The following is a 17,334-nucleotide window of genomic DNA, read 5'->3' on the forward strand; positions in this document are numbered from 1 at the left end:
CGGAATACGCGGGGGCCCGTAGAGCAAGGGGATCGCAAGGTGGCGAACGCTGCACAGAGGGGCACCCACAGGGTGCTCATCGCCGCGGACAAGTTCAAGGGGTCGCTGACGGCCGTGCAGGTCGCCGAGCGGGTGACCGCCGGGCTGCGCAGGGTCGTACCCGATCTGGAGGTCGCGGCGATGCCGGTGGCCGACGGCGGCGACGGCACGGTGGACGCGGCCGTCGCGGCGGGCTTCGAGCGACGCGAGATACGGGTCGCCGGGCCCCTCGGCGACGAGGTCACCGCGGCCTTCGCGGTACGCGGCGACACGGCCGTGGTCGAGATGGCCGAGGCGAGCGGGTTGCAACGCCTGCCCAAGGGCGTCTTCGCCCCGCTCACCTCCTCGACGTACGGCTCCGGCGAACTGCTGCGGGCCGCGCTCGACGCGGGCGCCCGGACCATCGTGTTCGGCGTCGGCGGCAGCGCCACGACGGACGGCGGCGCGGGCATGCTCTCCGCACTCGGCGCCCGCTTCCTGGACGCCGAGGGCGAACCGGTGCCCCCGGGCGGCGGCGGCCTGACCGACCTCGCCTCGGCCGACCTCACCGGCCTCGACCCACGCCTCACCACCGTCGACCTGATCCTTGCCAGCGACGTCGACAACCCGCTCACCGGCCCCAAGGGCGCCCCCGCGGTCTACGGCCCCCAGAAGGGCGCGGCGCCGGACGACGTGGACGCCCTCGACGCGGCCCTCGGGCACTACGCGAAGGTCCTGGAGGAGGCGATCGGCCCCAAGGCCGCCGAGTCCGCTTCCGCACCCGGCGCGGGCGCCGCCGGCGGCATCGGCTACGGCGCGCTCCTTCTTGGCGCCCGCTTCCGCCCCGGCATCGAGGTCATGCTCGACGTCCTCGGCTTCGCCGCCGCCCTGGAGGGCGCGACCCTGGTCATCACCGGCGAGGGCTCCCTCGACGAACAGACCCTCCACGGCAAGGCCCCGGCAGGTGTCGCCGCGGCGGCCCGCGCGGAGGGCAAGGAGGTCGTCGCGGTCTGTGGCCGCCTCGCCCTGCCCCCGCAGTCCCTGGGCCATGCCGGCATCCGCCGCGCCTACCCCCTCACGGCGATCGAACCGGACGTCGTGAAGTGCATCGCGGAGGCGGGCCCGATCCTGGAACGGGTGGCGGAGAACATCGCACGGGACTTCCTGGTCTGAGGCCCAGCTCTTCCTGGTCCCAAGGAACACCGAAGGGCCCCGAGCCAAGTGGCTCGGGGCCCTTCGGTATGTCTCCTACGACCGCTACGGCAGCTGTGCCGCCCGCGCCTCACGCCGGTTGCCGCGGAAGTTGTTCACTCGGCGAGCCGTCGCGAACAGCGGGATCACCGCGCCCATGACCAGCTGGAGCGCGCAGCCCGTCTGGAGGAGCAGCTGACCGCCCGGGGCGTCGAACGCCCAGGATGCCAACAGGCCCATCGACAGGACGATCCAGGCGAGCATCGCGACCGCGAGGCGACCGCGGGGCTTCGGGTACTCGACCCGGCTCACCATCAGCCAGGCGGTGCCCAGGATCGCGAGCAGCGTTGCCACGAAGGGCAGTTCGAGCAGCACGATCGAGACCACCGTCAGCGCACCGAACGGGGAGGGCATGCCCTGGAACATGCCGTTCGGTGGCGTCACGCACGAGAAGCGGGCCAGTCTCAGCACCACCGCCAGCAGCACCACGATCGCCCCGACCGCGGCCACTCTCTGGTGCGCGTCGTCGGCGACCATGCCGTAGACGAGGACGAAGTACGCCGGCGCGAGGCCGAAGCTGATCAGGTCCGACAGGTTGTCCAGCTCCGCGCCCATGGGCGAGGAGCGCAGCTTGCGGGCGACGAGGCCGTCGAAGAGGTCGAAGACCGCCGCGCACAGCATCAGGATGACCGCGGTGGCCGCGCTGTGGCGGGCCATGCCGGTCGACTCGTCGTTGCCCGTCAGGTGCGGGATCAGGATGCCGGTGGTGGTGAAGTACACCGCCATGAAGCCGCAGGTGGCGTTGCCGAGGGTGAGGGTGTCCGCTATTGAGAGGCGGAGAGAAAGAGGCATCTCCTCCTCGTCGTCCACCTCATCGGCCTCGGGCACCCAGCCCGCCTGTGTCTCCGGATCAACCACGGTCAATGCGAGTCACCCCAGCCATGGTCTTCTGGCCGACCTCCACGTCCACCTCGACACCCTCGGGGAGGTAGATGTCGACGCGTGAACCGAAGCGGATCAGTCCGATGCGCTCGCCCTGCTCGACCTTGGTGCCCTGCGGAACGTAGGGGACGATGCGGCGGGCGACGGCGCCGGCGATCTGGATCATCTCGATGTCACCGAGCTCGGTGTCGAAGTGCCAGACGACCCGCTCGTTGTTCTCGCTCTCCTTGTTGAACGCGGGAACGAAACCACCCGGGATGTGCTCGACCGACGTCACCGTGCCGGAGAGCGGCGCGCGGTTGACGTGGACGTTCAGCGGGCTCATGAAGATGGCGACGCGGGTGCGACCGTCCTTCCACGGCATGATGCTCTGCACCACACCGTCGGCGGGCGAGATGACCCGGCCCTGGGTGATCTCGCGCTCGGGGTCGCGGAAGAACCACAGCATGCCCGCCGCGAGCGCGGTGGCGGGTACGGCCACGACCTTGGCGGCGCCGGACTTGCGCGCACGTACCAGGCTGAGGGCTGCGGTGGCGACGGTCGGCAGGAGCCACGGCGATGCTCCGCGCGCGAGGCGTACGCCTGCCAGGCTGTCGCGTGGTGCAGAGGTTTGGCTGTGGGGCATGGATGACCTTCGTAGCGGATGATGCCGCGCTGTAACGGGGGACGGCGGCTTTCCCGGGATCGTACCGGTCGCGGGCCACAACTGGGCAAGCCAGGAAGCCGAGTCGGCGGCTGAGGAGCGTTCACGGGGTGTGATCTTCTTCTCGATGAAAACACCCCGAAACGGACAATCAGCCCTGGAATCGATACTCTTCGAGCAACCTGCGCCCGATGATCATTTTCTGGATTTCGGCGGTACCTTCGCCGATCAGCAGCATCGGCGCCTCGCGGTAAAGGCGTTCGATCTCGTACTCCTTGGAGAAGCCGTACCCGCCGTGGATCCGGAAGGCGTCCTCGACGACCTCCTTGCAGTACTCGGAGGCGAGGTACTTCGCCATCCCTGCCTCAAGGTCGTTTCGTTCGCCGGAGTCCTTTTTGCGTGCCGCATTTACCATCATCGCATGGGCGGCCTCGACCTTGGTGGCCATCTCCGCCAGCTTGAACTGGATCGCCTGGTGCTGGGCGATGGGCTTCCCGAAGGTGTGACGCTGCTGCGCGTACGAGACGCCCAGTTCGAAGGCACGCTGAGCGACACCGCAGCCACGCGCCGCCACATTCACGCGGCCGACCTCGACTCCGTCCATCATTTGGTAAAAACCTCGGCCGGTCTTGCCGCCGAGCACGCGATCGGCCGGAATCCGCAGGCCGTCCATGATCAACTCGGTGGTGTCGACGCCCTTGTAGCCCATCTTGTCGATCTTCCCGGGGATCGTGAGACCGGGCTGGACCTCTCCGAAGCCGGGCTCCTTCTCGATCAGGAAGGTCGTCATCGACTTGTGGGGCGCGGTGCCCTCCGGGTGTCCTTCGTCACTTCGCACGAGTACGGCGACGAGCGACGACGTTCCGCCGTTCGTCAGCCACATCTTCTGGCCGTTCAGGACGTATTCGTCGCCGTCCTTGACCGCCTTCGACGTGATCGCCGAGACGTCGGAGCCCAACGCCGGTTCCGACATGGAGAACGCGCCCCGGATGTCGCCGGCCGCCATGCGCGGCAGGAAGTGGTCCTTCTGCTCCTGCGTGCCGTGCTGCTTGAGCATGTAGGCCACGATGAAGTGGGTGTTGATGATGCCGGACACCGACATCCACCCGCGCGCGATCTCCTCCACGCACAGGGCGTACGTCAACAGGGACTCGCCCAGGCCGCCGTACTCCTCCGGGATCATCAGGCCGAAGAGGCCCAACTCCTTGAGCCCGTCGACGATTTGCTGCGGATACTCGTCGCGGTGCTCCAGCTCGGTGGCGACCGGGAGGATCTCCTTGTCCACGAAGTCGCGGACGGTGGACAGGATTTCCCGCTGGATGTCGGTGAGACCGGCGGTCTGGGCGAGTCGCGCCATGGCTACTTCTCCTGCTGCTTCAGGTCCGGGCGGCCGGGCTGCTCGCCGCCGCGCTCCTTGATGTACGTCTCGGTCGGCACCATCACCTTGCGGCGGAACACGCAGACCAGCGTGCCGTCCTGCTTGTAGCCCTTGGTCTCGACGTACACGATCCCGCGGTCGTTCTTCGACCTGGAGGGCGTCTTGTCGAGGACTGTCGTCTCGCCGTAGATCGTGTCCCCGTGGAAGGTCGGCGCCACGTGCTTGAGCGACTCCACCTCCAGGTTGGCGATCGCCTTGCCCGACACGTCCGGCACCGACATGCCCAGCAGCAGCGAGTAGATGTAGTTCCCGACCACCACGTTCTTGCCGAAGTCCGTTGTGTTCTCGGCGTAGTTGGCGTCCATGTGGAGCGGGTGGTGGTTCATCGTCAGGAGACAGAAGAGGTGGTCGTCGTACTCCGTGACCGTCTTCCCGGGCCAGTGCTTGTAGACCGCGCCGACCTCGAACTCCTCGTAGGTGCGTCCGAATTGCATGGCTCAGGCCTCCGGGGCTTCGAACTTGGAGGTGCGCTCCATGCCGGCGGCCCGGCCCTTGCCCGAGATGACGAGCGCCATCTTGCGGCTGGCCTCGTCGATCATCTCGTCGCCGAGCATCGCGGAGCCCTTCTTGCCGCCCGCCTCGGACGTGTAGTAGTCGTACGCGTCCAGGATCAACTCGGCGTGGTCGAAGTCCTCTTGGGACGGCGAGAAGATCTCGTTGGACGCCTCGACCTGGCCGGGGTGCAGCACCCACTTGCCGTCGAAGCCGAGCGCGGCGGCCCGCTGGGCGACCGCGCGGTAGCCGTCGAGGTTGCGGATCTGGAGGTAAGGGCCGTCGATCGCCTGGAGGTTGTTCGCGCGGGCGGCCATCAGGATCTTCATCAGGATGTAGTGGTAGGCGTCCGCCGGGTACCCGGGCGGCTGCTCGCCCACGACCAACGACTTCATGTTGATCGACGCCATGAAGTCGGCCGGGCCGAAGATGATCGTCTCGACGCGCTGGGAGGCCGTCGCGATCTCGTTGACGTTGTTGAGACCCTGCGCGTTCTCGATCTGTGCCTCGATGCCGATCTTGCCGACCTCGAAGCCCATCGTCTTCTCGATCTGCGTCAGCAGCAGATCCAGGGCGACGACCTGCTGGGCCGTCTGCACCTTCGGCAGCATGATGCAGTCGAGGTTCTGCCCGGCGCCCTCGACGACCGTGACGACATCGCGGTACGTCCACTCGGTCGTCCAGTCGTTGACGCGCACCACCCGCGTCTTGCCCGTCCAGTCGCCCTCGTTGAGGAACTTGACGATGGTGTGCCGCGCCTCGGGCTTGGCGAGCGGCGCGCACGCGTCCTCCAGGTCCAGGAACACCTGGTCGGCCGGGAGGCCCTGCGCCTTCTCCAGGAAGCGCGGGTTGCTCCCGGGGACCGCGAGACAGGAGCGCCGCGGGCGAAGCCGGTTGACGGGGGCGGGCGTGGTCATGCGGGGACCTCCAAGGGGTCGAGCAGGGGGTCGAGCTTGTTCGCTTTCCGGATCTCGTCGACGATACGGCCGATGATTCCCGTGATGTCGAAGTCCTTCGGGGTGAAGACCGCGGCCACTCCCGCGGCCCTGAGCAGCTCGGCGTCGGCGTTCGGGATGATCCCGCCCGCGATCACCGGGATGTCGGCCGCGCCGGCCTCGCGCAGCCGGTCCAGCACGTCCGGCACCAACTGGGCGTGCGAGCCGGACAGGATGGACAGGCCGACCGCGTGCACGTCCTCGGCGAGGGCCGCGTCCACGATCTGCTCCGGGGTCAGCCGGATGCCCTGGTAGACCACCTCGAAGCCGGCGTCACGCGCGCGTACGGCGATCTGCTCGGCGCCGTTGGAGTGCCCGTCCAGGCCCGGCTTGCCGACCAGGAAGCGCAGCTTCCCGGCACCCATCTCGCGTGCCGTCACATCCACCTTGCGGCGCACCTCGGCCATCGCCGAGCCCTCTTCCGCAGGTACCGCGACCGGCGCCGACGAGACGCCCGTGGGCGCCCGGAACTCGCCGAACACCTCGCGCAGGGCCCCGGCCCACTCGCCGGTCGTGACACCGGCGCGGGCGCACTCCAGGGTGGCCTCCATGAGGTTGCCGGTGCCCTTGGCGGCCTCCTTCAGCCGCTCCAGCGCCTTGCACGGGCGCGGGTGGTTGAACGGCGGCTGGTAGCGCGTGTCCCGCCAGCGCTGCAGTGACTCGATGACCCGGGCCTCGACGGCAGGGTCGACCGTCTGGATCGCTGTATCAAGGTCGGCGGTGAGTGGATTGGGCTCCGTCGTGTTGAAGATGTTGACGCCGACGATCTTCTCTTGACCGGACTCAATACGGGCCCGGCGTTCGGCGTGCGAGGACACGAGCTGCGACTTCAGGTAACCCGACTCGACGGCGGCCATCGCGCCGCCCATCTCCTCGATGCGGTCCATCTCGGCGAGGGACTCCTCGACCAGGGAGGCCACCTTCGCCTCGATGACGTGCGAGCCCTCGAAGATGTCCGCGTACTCCAACAGGTCGCTCTCGTGCGCCAGTACCTGCTGGATGCGCAGCGACCATTGCTGGTCCCAGGGCCGGGGGAGGCCCAACGCCTCGTTCCAGGCCGGGAGTTGCACGGCACGCGCGCGTGCGTCCTTCGACAGCGTCACGGCCAGCATCTCCAGCACGATCCGCTGGACGTTGTTCTCCGGCTGCGCCTCGGTCAGGCCCAGGGAGTTGACCTGGACGCCGTAGCGGAAGCGGCGCTGCTTCGGGTTCTCGATGCCGTAGCGCTCGCGGGTGACCTCGTCCCAGATGCGGCCGAAGGCGCGCATCTTGCACATCTCCTCGATGAAGCGGACGCCCGCGTTCACGAAGAAGGAGATGCGGGCGACGACATCGCCCTTGCGGTCCTCGGGGATCTGGCCGGACGCGAACACCGCGTCCAGGACGGCGATCGCGGTGGACATGGCGTACGCGATCTCCTGGACGGGGGTGGCCCCGGCCTCCTGGAGGTGGTAGCTGCAGATGTTGATCGGGTTCCACTTGGGGATGTGGTTGACCGTGTAGCAGATCATGTCGGTCGTCAGCCGGAGTGAGGGAACCGGCGGGAACACGTGCGTGCCCCGCGACAGGTACTCCTTGACGATGTCGTTCTGGGTCGTCCCCTGGAGCAGGGTGATGTCGACGCCCTGCTCCTCCGCGACGACCTGATAGAGCGCCAACATCCACATGGCGGTGGCGTTGATCGTCATCGAGGTGTTCATCTGGTCCAGGGGAATGTCCTGGAACAGCCGGCGCATGTCCCCGAGGTGCGCGATCGGCACGCCGACCCGGCCGACCTCGCCGCGGGCGAGGATGTGGTCGGAGTCGTAGCCGGTCTGCGTCGGCAGGTCGAACGCGACCGACAGACCGGTCTGGCCCTTGGCGAGGTTGCGCCGGTACAGCTCGTTGGACGCCTCTGCCGTGGAGTGACCGGCGTACGTGCGCATGAGCCACGGCCGGTCCCTTTCTTTTTGCGCCTTCGGCTGAGGGTGCTCTGTGCCGGTGTCGACGTTCCTCAGCCCGCGGTCGCTGCGCTCCCTTGTCTTCGTCTCTTTCGACACCGGCGCACCCTCAGCCGCAGGCGCTGTCTGACGCTCAGTCATCTACGTGACCTCAGATGTTCCGGAAGCGGTTGATGGCGTCGATGTGCTGGGCGCGCTTCTCCTCGTCGCGCACGCCGAGGCCCTCCTCGGGGGCGAGGCACAGGACGCCGACCTTGCCCTGGTGGAGGTTGCGGTGGACGTCGTAGGCGGCCTGTCCGGTCTCCTCCAGGGAGTACACCTTGGAGAGCGTGGGGTGGATCTTGCCCTTGGCGACCAGCCGGTTGGCCTCCCAGGCCTCGCGGTAGTTGGCGAAGTGCGAGCCGATGATCTTCTTCAGGGACATCCACAGGTAGCGGTTGTCGTACTCGTGGTTGTACCCGGAGGTCGACGCGCAGGTGACGATCGTGCCGCCCTTGCGGGTGACGTAAACGCTTGCGCCGAAGGTCTCGCGGCCGGGGTGCTCGAAGACGATGTCCACGTCCTCGCCGCCGGTGAGCTCACGGATCCGCTTGCCGAAGCGCTTCCACTCGCGCGGGTCCTGGTGGTGCTCGTCGGCCCAGAACTTGTAGTCCTCGGCGGTGCGGTCGATGATCGCCTCGGCGCCCATCGCCCGGCAGATGTCCGCCTTCTGCTCGCTGGAGACGACACAGATCGGGTTGGCGCCGCCCGCGAGCGCGAACTGCGTGGCGTACGAGCCGAGTCCGCCGCTCGCGCCCCAGATCAGGACGTTGTCGCCCTGCTTCATGCCGGCGCCGTTGCGGGAGACCAACTGCCGGTAGGCGGTGGAGTTCACCAGGCCCGGGGCGGCGGCCTCCTCCCACGACAAGTGGCCCGGCTTGGGCATCAGCTGGTTGGACTTGACGAGCGCGATCTCCGCGAGCCCGCCGAAGTTCGTCTCGAAGCCCCAGATCCGCTGCTCGGGGTCGAGCATTGTGTCGTTGTGCCCGTCGCTCGACTCCAGTTCCACGCTCAGGCAGTGCGCGACGACCTCGTCACCGGGCTTCCAGGCGTTCACGCCGGGGCCGGTACGCAGGACGACGCCCGCGAGGTCGGAGCCGATGATGTGGTACGGCAGGTCGTGCCGCTTGGTCAGCTCGCTGAGCTTGCCGTAGCGCTCCAGGAAGCCGAACGTCGACAGCGGCTCGAAGATCGAGGTCCACACGGAGTTGTAGTTGACCGAGGAGGCCATCACGGCCACCAAGGCCTCGCCCGGGCCGAGTTCGGGCACCGGGACGTCGTCCAGGTGGATCGACTTGCGGGGGTCCTTGTCGCGGGTGGTGAGGCCCGCGAACATGTCCGTCTCGTCCTTGTGCACGGTGATCGCGCGGTACGACTCGGGGAGCGGCAGGGCGGCGAAATCGGCCGGAGTCGAGTCCGGCGACTGGATCGCTTCGAGGATGTCCTTCACGGTCACGGTATTGCCTCCGGCGAAGTGCGCCCTGAGGGAGGGGCGCCGATGGTTACGTCGGTGCTGCTGCTGAGGGTGGGTGCTGAGGTGCCGTCGGTTCGGCGGGTGGTGCTTCGGCAGCGCTTTGTGGCGCGGGAGGGTGCCTGTGACGCAGGCGTCCGGGCGCGCAGCCCAGTGGTGGGTTGCGGGGACAGCCGACGTACGGGAGATCTCTGTACGCCGGCCGCCCGGACACCTTCAACGTATGACACTGCGTGTCACCCCGCAAGGCACCGAGTGCCATGAATCGCTCTCAGGTGAAATCTTTACGTAACAAATGAGCGATGATCGATCGAACGGGGTCGGAAAGGTGCGTGAAAAGGGGCTCTGACATGCCAAAACGGCCACCCCGTGGGGTGGCCGTCATCACAGGGCTCGTAGGGGCCCCAGGGTCTTCAGCGGTCCCTCAGCGCCTCTTCGATGGTCCGCATGACCTCGTCCAGCGGGGCGTCGGTGCGGGCGACCGTCACCAGGACCTCGCCGTTCTGGTGCACCGCCGCGGTGGCCGGCTTGGGGGTCGCGGTGCGGCCGGCGCCGATGCCGGTGCCGAACGTCTTCCGTACGATCCCGAAGGCGTGGTCGAGCTGTGCCTCGACGTCGCCCTGGCCGCCGGCCCGCAGCCAGCGCCGGAGCACGTGGTTGTGGGCGGTGACCACGGCCGAGGCGGCGACCTCGGCGAGCAGCGGGTCGTCGTTGGCGTCGTCGTCGTGCGCGTGCTCGTCGAAGTGGCCCAGCAGATAGCGCGTGAACAGCCGCTCGTAGCGGGCCACCGACGCGATCTCGGCCTCGCGCAGGGTGGGCACCTCGCGCGTCAGCTTGTAGCGGGCGACCGAGATCTCCGGCTGGGCCGCGTACATGCGCATGACTTCCTTGATGCCCCGGCACACCGTGTCGAGCGGGTGCTCGTGCGCGGGGGCGGCGTTCAGTACCGCCTCGGCCCGGATCAACGTGTCGTCATGGTCGGGAAAGATCGCCTCTTCCTTGGAGCGGAAGTGGCGGAAGAACGTCCGGCGCGCGACCCCGGCCGCCGCCGCGATCTCGTCGACGGTGGTCGCCTCGTACCCCTTGGTCGCGAACAGCTCCATCGCGGCCGCCGCCAACTCGCGCCGCATCTTGAGGCGCTGGGCGGCGGCGCGACTGCCCGCGGCACTCTCCGGTGCGTCGGGCGTGGCAGGTGTACGAGAGGGCTTGGCGGGCTGGGGCATGACCCGAACGTACTGCATGTGCGCAGCTTGGCGCGCACGTCCGGGGTTTCCCCCGCCCGCTGTGGGCAGGGGTTCTCCGGTGGGATCGAGCAGCCCGCCCCAGTCGCCGTCGGCCGCGAACGGCTCGCCGGGATCCTCAGCGGCGGGCATATTCGCGGAAGCCGCGGCCCGTCTTGCGGCCGAGGCAGCCCGCGGCCACCAGGTGCTCCAGAAGCGGCGCCGGAGCCAGGCCCGGGTCACGGAACTCGCGGTGCAGGACCTTCTCGATCGCCAGGGACACATCGAGCCCGACGACGTCCAACAGCTCGAAGGGGCCCATCGGGTAGCCGCCGCCCAGCTTCATCGCGGCATCAATGTCGTCAAGAGACGCATAGTGCTCCTGCACCATCTTGATCGCGTTGTTGAGGTACGGGAAAAGCAGTGCATTGACGATGAAGCCGGCTCGGTCACCACAGTCGACCGCATGCTTCTTGATCTTGACGCACACCTCGTGCACTGTTGATTGGACGTCAACATCCGTCAAGACTGTACGGACGACCTCGACCAACTTCATCGCCGGTGCGGGGTTGAAGAAGTGCATGCCGATCACGTCCTGCGGACGCGAGGTCGCGCGGGCGCACGCGACGACCGGCAGTGACGAGGTCGTGGTGGCCAGCACCGCGCCCGGCTTGCAGACCTTGTCCAGCGTCGCGAACAGCTGCTGCTTGATCTCCAGGTCCTCGGCGACCGCCTCGACGGCCAGGTCGACGTCCGCGAAGGAGTCGTAGGAGCCCGCCGCGGTGATCCGGTCCAGGGTCTCGGCGGCGGCGTCGGCGGTCATCCGGCCCTTGTCGACGGAGCGCGAAAGCGACTTGCCGATACGGGACTTGGCGACCTGCGCCTTCTCCTCACTACGGGCGGCGAGCACCACGTCGTACCCGGCCTTGGCGAACACCTCGGCGATACCGGACGCCATGGTCCCGGAACCGGCGACACCGACCGAGCGCACGGTACGGCCGGGGGTGAGCCGCGCGCCCTCCGGCGGGGTCAGCGCGTCCCGCACGACGGTCGCGCTGCCCGGAGTCTCGTAGGAGTAGAAGCCGCGACCCGTCTTACGGCCGGTCAGGCCCGCCTCGCTGAGCTGTTTCAGGATCGGTGCCGGGGCGTGCAGGCGGTCGTGGGACTCCGAGTACATGGCCTCCAGGACCGTGCGCGCGGTGTCGATGCCGATGAGGTCCAGGAGCGCGAGCGGGCCCATGGGCAGTCCGCAGCCGAGCCGCATCGCCGCGTCGATGTCCTCGCGGGAGGCGTACTTCGCCTCGTACATCGCGGCCGCCTGGTTGAGGTAGCCGAACAGCAGCCCGTCCGCGACGAACCCGGGCCGGTCGCCGACCGCGACGGGCTCCTTGCCCAGCTCGATCGCGAGGTCGGTGACGGCGGCGACGGCGGTGGGCGCGGTCAGCACCGAGGAGACGACCTCGACCAGCTTCATCGCGGGCGCCGGGTTGAAGAAGTGCAGCCCCAACACCCGCTCGGGGCGCGCCGAATCGGCCGCCAGCCGGGTCACGGAGAGGGCGTTCGTGCCGGTCGCGAGGATGGTGTCGGGGCGCACGATCCCGTCCAGCGCGCGGAAGATCTGGTGCTTGATCTCGTACGACTCCGGGGCCACCTCGATGACCAGGTCGGCGTCGGCCGCGGCGCCCAGGTCGGTGGAGGTGCGGACGCGGGCGAGGGCGTCGGTGCGCTCCTGCTCGGTGAGCCGGCCGCGCCGCACGGCGTGGGCGGTCGCGGTCTCCAGGGCGGCGACGGCGTGGGCGGTCGCGGCCTCGCTGACGTCGATGCCGACGACCTCGCGGCCGGCCCGGGCGAGGACCTCGGTGATACCGGTGCCCATCGTGCCGAGACCGACCACGGCAATGGTCTTGAACGGGGACAGGGGGGCGTCGGGCAGGGGAGTTGCCATCGCGGGACTCCTGGAATGAGGGTGACGACTGGGAGCGCACCCGTACGCCGAGGGGCGCACGGAGTGCGAGAAGGAGTGCGGGTGGTGCCGGGCAACGAGCGCACACGCCCGGCGAGAAGAGAGAGTTCCGACCGGCCCTGTCCCAGGCCTGGTCGTACCGCGGTACACGAGGCACCGAACCGACTGCACTCACGGCGGCTGCGTCACCAGGCCACCGTAAGGAGATCCGCGAGTGGGTAACTCGCTCACCTGAGCTTAACCGGTGGGTAACGAGCGCGCCAGCCCCCGGAGTTTGTGATGTACGTCCCGCCCCTCTCACGACCCGCCTAGGCTCGGCTTCATGGACGAAGAGTTGCGATCACTCACGGAGCGCTTACGGCAGGAGTCGGGAGGGACGGCGCCGTACGAGCATCTGGCGGCGACCGGCGGCCTCGACGAACTGGCTGACGTGCTCACCGCCCCCGGCCATCCGCTGTGGGCCAGGGAGCTGGCCGCGTTCCGCCTCGGCCTCGCGGGCGACCGGCGTGCCTTCGAGTCCCTCGTCCTGTTCCTCAACCACCGCGACCCACCCCGCTGCGCCTCCGCCGCGTACGCCCTGGCCCGCCTCGACGACCCCCGCACCGCCCGCGCGGCAGCCGCCCTCGCGACCAACGAACTCCGCGTCGCCTACGCCCTGCACCCCGTCCGACTCCTGGCCGACCTCCGGGCCCCAGAGTCGGTCCCCGCCCTCATCACCACCCTCCAGCGCCGCCTCCGCCCGCACGACCCGTACCGCCGCGTGGCCCTCGCCTGCGTGCAGGGCCTGGGTGAACTGGCCGACCCGCGCGCCAGACCGGTGTTGAACGACGCCCTCGCGCACCCGGCGCTGGCGGAGGCGGCGGTGCATGCGCTGGGGCGGATTCCCCGGCAGCGGTGAGCAGTTCGCCCCGTCCCCTATGCGTCTTGTCCGCCCACCACCGCGAACGCCTCGATCTCCATCAGGAACTCCGGTCGCACCAGCGCGGCGACCTGCACGGCCGAGGCGGCGGGCAGTCGGTCGTCGGGTATGTGCGCCGCGCGGGCCTCGCGGATCGTCGGTATGTGGGCCATGTCCGTGACGAAGTAGGTCAGTTTGACCACGTCGTCGAAGGTGGCGTCCGCTGAGGCGAGGCAGCGGCGGAGGTTCTCGAAGACTTGGCGGGCCTGTGCCGCCGGGTCGCCCTCGCCGACGAGCTTGCCGTCCTCGTCCAGGGCGAGTTGACCCGAGATCGCGACGAAGCGGCCGGTGCCCGTCACGACGTGCGTGTAGGCCGTCGCGGGGGCGACGCCGGCAGGGGCGGGGATCCTCGTCAGTTCACTCATGCGTCCATCGTGGACCATGGGTCTGACAACAAGGATGCCCACCGCCCCCGACGGACCGACGGGGACGGTGGGCAGTACTCAGCCCTGCTCAGCTGTGCTCAGCCGCGGAAGCCCAACAAGCCGTGCAGCGTCGAGCCATGTGCCGTGCTCGTCGCCGACTTCGCCGTGGTCAGTGGCTTCGGGTCCGGCGTCTTCTGGCACACCGCGTCGATCTCGCCGCCACTGCGCGGCACCTTGCCGTTGGTCAGATACGTCGCCAGGTACTTGTCCAGGCAGGCGTTCCCGCTCAGCGTGATGCCGTGGTTACCGCCGCCCTGCTCGACCACGAAGCTGGAGTCGGCCAGGAGCTGGTGGACCGTGGCGCCGCCCTCGTACGGAGTGGCCGCGTCGTTCGTCGCCTGGAAGAGCAGCACCGGCGGCAGCTTGCCGTTGGCGATGTTGAGCGGCTGCTTCGTCCGCGTCGGCCAGAACGCGCACGGCGCGTTGTACCAGGCGTTGTTCCAGGTCATGAACGGCGCCTTGTCGTAGGCCGCCCAGTTGTCCTTGCGCCACTGGTTCCAGTCGCGCGGCCAGGACGCGTCACGGCACTGCACCGAGGTGTAGACGCTGTACCCGTTGTCCCCGGAGGCGTCGATCGCGGCGAAGTTGTCGTACGCCTCGACCAGCGGATCGGCGTTCTTGTCGTTCACGTACGCCGCGAACGCCTCGGCGAGGTAGGGCCAGTAGCCGTTGTAGTAGCCGCCGGGCATGTAGGTGTCCTCCAGCTCGGAGGCGCCCACCTTCCCACCGGCCGGCTTCTTGGCCAGTGCCTTCCGCATCGCGTACCACTTGGCCTCGATCTTGGCCGGGTCGGTGCCGAGCTTGTACGTCGAGTCGTACTTCGCGATCCACGCCATGAGCGCCTGCTGGCGGTCGTTGAAGGCGTAGTCCTGGCCGAGGTTGTCGTCGTACCAGACGCCCGTGGGATCGACGATGGAGTCGAGGACCAGGCGACGTACGCGCTCCGGGAAGAGCTTCGCGTACACCGCGCCCAGGTAGGTGCCGTAGGAGTAACCGAAGTAGTTGATCTTCTTCGCGCCGAGCGCCGCCCGGATCGAGTCCATGTCCTGCACTGCACTGATGGTGTCGATGTACGGCAGCACGCTCGCGTACTTCTTGCCACAGGCCGCCGCGAACGCCTTCACGCGCGTGAGGTTGGCTTTTTCCAGCGCCGGGGTGCTCGGCACCGAGTCGGGGCGGACCGGGTTGAAGTAGCCGGGCTTGCAGTCGAGGGCGGGGGTGCTCTTGCCGACGCCGCGCGGGTCGAAGCCGATGACGTCGTACTGGGACGCCACCGCCTTGGGCAGCGAGGACGCGACGAAGCCCGCGAGGGTCAGCCCGCTGCCGCCGGGGCCGCCGGGGTTGACCAGCAGTGGGCCCTGGTAGGTCTTCGCGGTGTGCGGGACGCGGGACAGGGCGAGCGAGATCTGCCTGCCGTGCGGGTTCGCGTGGTCCAGGGGCACCTTGACGCTCGAGCACTGGAGCGTCGGGTAATCGGTGGTGGCGCAGCTCTTCCAGCTGAGCTTCGCCGTCTGGACGGTGGTGGTCGTCGGGTGCGCGGTGCTCGCGTCGGCGGGGAGCGCGGTGACCGTCCCGGCCATGACGACGGCGGCACCGCACAGTACGGCTGCGCGTTTTCTCATACGTCCTCCCAGGACGGAGAGGCGGCGGACAGCGGGTTTCGCGGTCCGTCCTCGCCGCATAGTCCCGAAATCTCGGGGCGGAAGAACCTGTTCAGCCGATACTTGACCCTATTGGGCCGCCGGATGCGCTCGAACGCCCTCGGTTCGGTGAGAAGCGCCCCCGGATCGGCTCAGGGACGAACACCCTCAGATCAGCGAGAGCTGCGTCGGCTCGGACACCGGCTCGTCCGCGGGGTCCGGCGGCTCGGGAATCCGGCGCGGCATCCCCGCGCGCGCGGGACCGATGCCGTACTCCTGCGCCAGGTCGTGGACCTGACGGGTGATCCGGCGCTGGTACCACTTCGGGGCGTACGCGCCCTCCGCGTACAGCCGCTCGTAACGGCGCACCAGATGCGGGTGGTGCTGCCCGAGCCACGCCATGAACCACTCCCGGGCGCCGGGCCGCAGATGCAGCACCAGGGGAGTCACGGAGGAGGCCCCGGAGGCCGCTATCGCCCTTACGGTGGCGCGCAGTTGGGCCGGGTGGTCGCTCAGGAAGGGGATCACCGGGGCCATCAGGACGCCGACGTCGATGCCGTGCTCGGTCAGGGTCCGTACGGCGTCCAGGCGCCGCTCCGGCGAGGGCGTGCCGGGCTCCACCGTGCGCCACAGCGCCGGGTCGGTGAAGCCGACGGAGACGGAGATGCCGACGTCGGTGACCTCGGAGGCCTGCACCAGGAGGTCCAGGTCGCGCAGGATCAGCGTGCCCTTCGTCAGGATCGAGAAGGGGTTCGCGTGGTCGCGCAGGGCGCCGAGGATGCCCGGCATCAGCCGGTAGCGGCCCTCCGCGCGCTGGTAGCAGTCGACGTTCGTGCCCATCGCTATGTGCTCGCCCAGCCAGCGCCGGGAGCCGAGCTGGCGGCGCAGCAGGTCCGGCGCGTTCACCTTGACCACGATCTGCGAGTCGAAGCCGAGGCCGGTGTCGAGGTCCAGGTAGCTGTGCGACTTGCGGGCGAAGCAGTACACGCACGCGTGGGAGCAGCCCCGGTACGGGTTGACCGTCCACTCGAAGGGCATCCGGGAGGCCCCCGGCACCCGGTTGATGATCGAGCGGGCCCGCACCTCGTGGAAGGTGATCCCGCGGAACTCGGGTGTGTCGAAGGTACGGCTGACCACGGCGTCCGCGCCGAACAGCGCGGCGTCGGCCGCCCGGCTGTGACTGCCGGACTCGACGGTGAGGTTCTCCCAGCGCATGACGCCTCCTAAGTAGGCCTGCCCTCCGAGTGAAACACTTGTTCGAATTACTGTGCAAGTGTCATTCCCGATCGCTTCGGACGCCTTGAGGCACCCCGATTTGGGTGGCCGTGGGCGGGGGTGGTTGGCTTGCCCCGACCCCGAGAACCGATGTCCTGACTCATGTCCTGGAGGAAACCGATGGCGCAGGTCGAGGCGACTACCGAGCGGGTCGTCGCAGCCGACGCGGAGGCTGTCTTCGACGCCCTCGCCGACTACAGCGGCACGCGCGCGAAGGTGCTGCCCGAGCAGTTCAGCGAGTACGAGGTGCGCGAGGGCGGCGACGGCGAGGGCACCCTCGTCCACTGGAAGCTCCAGGCCACCAGCAAGCGCGTCCGCGACTGCCTCCTGGAGGTCAGCGAGCCCACCGACGGCGAACTGGTCGAGAAGGACCGCAACTCCACCATGGTCACCACCTGGCGGGTCACCCCGGCCGGCGAGGGCAAGTCCCGCGTCGTCGTGACCAGCACCTGGAACGGTGCCACCGGCATCGGCGGCTTCTTCGAGCGCACCTTCGCCCCCAAGGGCCTCGCCCGCATCTACGACCTGGTCCTCGACCGGCTCGCCGCCGAGGTCGAGAAGTAGGCCCCAAGGGCCAAGCCGCCAGGGCGCGTTGACGCTCTGGCCGCGTCCCTCACCGGTTCGAGTGGATCTCCGTTCGAGCCGGGCGTACGCCGTAACTCGTCGCGCTTGCTCACAGTTGTC

At 68.9% G+C, this 17,334-nt stretch carries 15 protein-coding genes; 3 read left to right on the plus strand and 12 right to left on the minus strand.

Translation table 11 applies throughout. The features are described 5' to 3' along the window. Nucleotides 1-72: 72 nt before the first annotated feature. Nucleotides 73-1,191: a glycerate kinase gene (locus OG588_RS40865; RefSeq protein ID WP_405953335.1), complete on the plus strand. Its 1,119-nt coding sequence runs from the start codon at nucleotides 73-75 to the stop codon at nucleotides 1,189-1,191. Nucleotides 1,192-1,275: 84 nt separating this feature from the next. Here the strand turns inward: OG588_RS40865 and pssA are convergent, their stop codons facing one another. From pssA to OG588_RS40910, 9 genes are all read right to left on the minus strand, one after another. After that, on the minus strand, nucleotides 1,276-2,097 hold the full coding sequence (gene pssA / locus OG588_RS40870) for a CDP-diacylglycerol--serine O-phosphatidyltransferase (protein WP_019062931.1): 822 nt from the start codon (nucleotides 2,095-2,097) through the stop codon (nucleotides 1,276-1,278). 22 nt (nucleotides 2,098-2,119) lie between these two features. Beyond that, a complete protein-coding gene (locus tag OG588_RS40875) occupies nucleotides 2,120-2,776 on the minus strand; it encodes a phosphatidylserine decarboxylase (RefSeq protein WP_019062930.1) in 657 nt (218 codons plus the stop codon). 169 nt (nucleotides 2,777-2,945) lie between these two features. Then, entirely contained in the window at nucleotides 2,946-4,151 is a 1,206-nt protein-coding gene (locus OG588_RS40880; RefSeq protein WP_405951642.1) for an acyl-CoA dehydrogenase family protein, read from the minus strand. 2 nt (nucleotides 4,152-4,153) lie between these two features. Beyond that, nucleotides 4,154-4,666, minus strand: a complete 513-nt coding sequence (locus OG588_RS40885; protein ID WP_363095604.1) for a MaoC family dehydratase — start codon at nucleotides 4,664-4,666, stop codon at nucleotides 4,154-4,156. 3 nt (nucleotides 4,667-4,669) lie between these two features. Then, nucleotides 4,670-5,641, minus strand: a complete 972-nt coding sequence (locus OG588_RS40890; RefSeq protein WP_019062927.1) for a CoA ester lyase — start codon at nucleotides 5,639-5,641, stop codon at nucleotides 4,670-4,672. Beyond that, complete coding sequence (locus OG588_RS40895; RefSeq protein ID WP_405953336.1) at nucleotides 5,638-7,716, minus strand: protein meaA; 2,079 nt, start codon at nucleotides 7,714-7,716, stop codon at nucleotides 5,638-5,640. The genes OG588_RS40890 and OG588_RS40895 overlap by 4 nt, the downstream gene beginning before the upstream one ends. 94 nt (nucleotides 7,717-7,810) lie before the next feature. Continuing rightward, complete coding sequence (ccrA, locus tag OG588_RS40900) at nucleotides 7,811-9,154, minus strand: crotonyl-CoA carboxylase/reductase (protein WP_405951643.1); 1,344 nt, start codon at nucleotides 9,152-9,154, stop codon at nucleotides 7,811-7,813. A 428-nt stretch (nucleotides 9,155-9,582) separates the two neighbouring features. Continuing rightward, nucleotides 9,583-10,410: a TetR family transcriptional regulator gene (locus OG588_RS40905; RefSeq protein WP_366094925.1), complete on the minus strand. Its 828-nt coding sequence runs from the start codon at nucleotides 10,408-10,410 to the stop codon at nucleotides 9,583-9,585. A gap of 118 nt (nucleotides 10,411-10,528) precedes the next feature. Next, a complete protein-coding gene (locus OG588_RS40910; protein WP_405951644.1) occupies nucleotides 10,529-12,334 on the minus strand; it encodes a 3-hydroxyacyl-CoA dehydrogenase family protein in 1,806 nt (601 codons plus the stop codon). 340 nt (nucleotides 12,335-12,674) lie between these two features. Here OG588_RS40910 and OG588_RS40915 point away from each other — a divergent pair, with 340 nt between their 5' ends. Beyond that, nucleotides 12,675-13,250 (plus strand): adenylosuccinate lyase, encoded by a 576-nt coding sequence (locus OG588_RS40915; protein WP_405951645.1) that lies wholly within the window; start codon nucleotides 12,675-12,677, stop codon nucleotides 13,248-13,250. 17 nt (nucleotides 13,251-13,267) lie between these two features. Here OG588_RS40915 and OG588_RS40920 read toward each other — a convergent pair whose 3' ends face one another. The 3 genes from OG588_RS40920 to OG588_RS40930 all read right to left on the minus strand — a co-directional run bounded on the left by OG588_RS40920 (nucleotide 13,268) and on the right by OG588_RS40930 (nucleotide 16,590). Then, nucleotides 13,268-13,675 carry a RidA family protein gene (locus OG588_RS40920; protein WP_405951646.1) on the minus strand — a complete coding sequence of 136 codons (408 nt, stop codon included), beginning with the start codon at nucleotides 13,673-13,675 and terminating at the stop codon, nucleotides 13,268-13,270. A 98-nt stretch (nucleotides 13,676-13,773) separates the two neighbouring features. Further along, entirely contained in the window at nucleotides 13,774-15,357 is a 1,584-nt protein-coding gene (locus OG588_RS40925) for an alpha/beta hydrolase (protein WP_405951647.1), read from the minus strand. A 186-nt stretch (nucleotides 15,358-15,543) separates the two neighbouring features. Beyond that, nucleotides 15,544-16,590, minus strand: coding sequence for an Rv2578c family radical SAM protein (locus tag OG588_RS40930; protein ID WP_405951648.1), 1,047 nt, complete (start codon nucleotides 16,588-16,590; stop codon nucleotides 15,544-15,546). A gap of 180 nt (nucleotides 16,591-16,770) precedes the next feature. Here OG588_RS40930 and OG588_RS40935 point away from each other — a divergent pair, with 180 nt between their 5' ends. Next, a complete protein-coding gene (locus OG588_RS40935) occupies nucleotides 16,771-17,214 on the plus strand; it encodes an SRPBCC family protein (RefSeq protein ID WP_266863571.1) in 444 nt (147 codons plus the stop codon). Nucleotides 17,215-17,334 lie beyond the last annotated feature (120 nt).

Origin of the sequence: Streptomyces prunicolor, from assembly GCF_045162825.1 — a bacterium.
Lineage (GTDB): Bacteria > Actinomycetota > Actinomycetes > Streptomycetales > Streptomycetaceae > Streptomyces > Streptomyces prunicolor.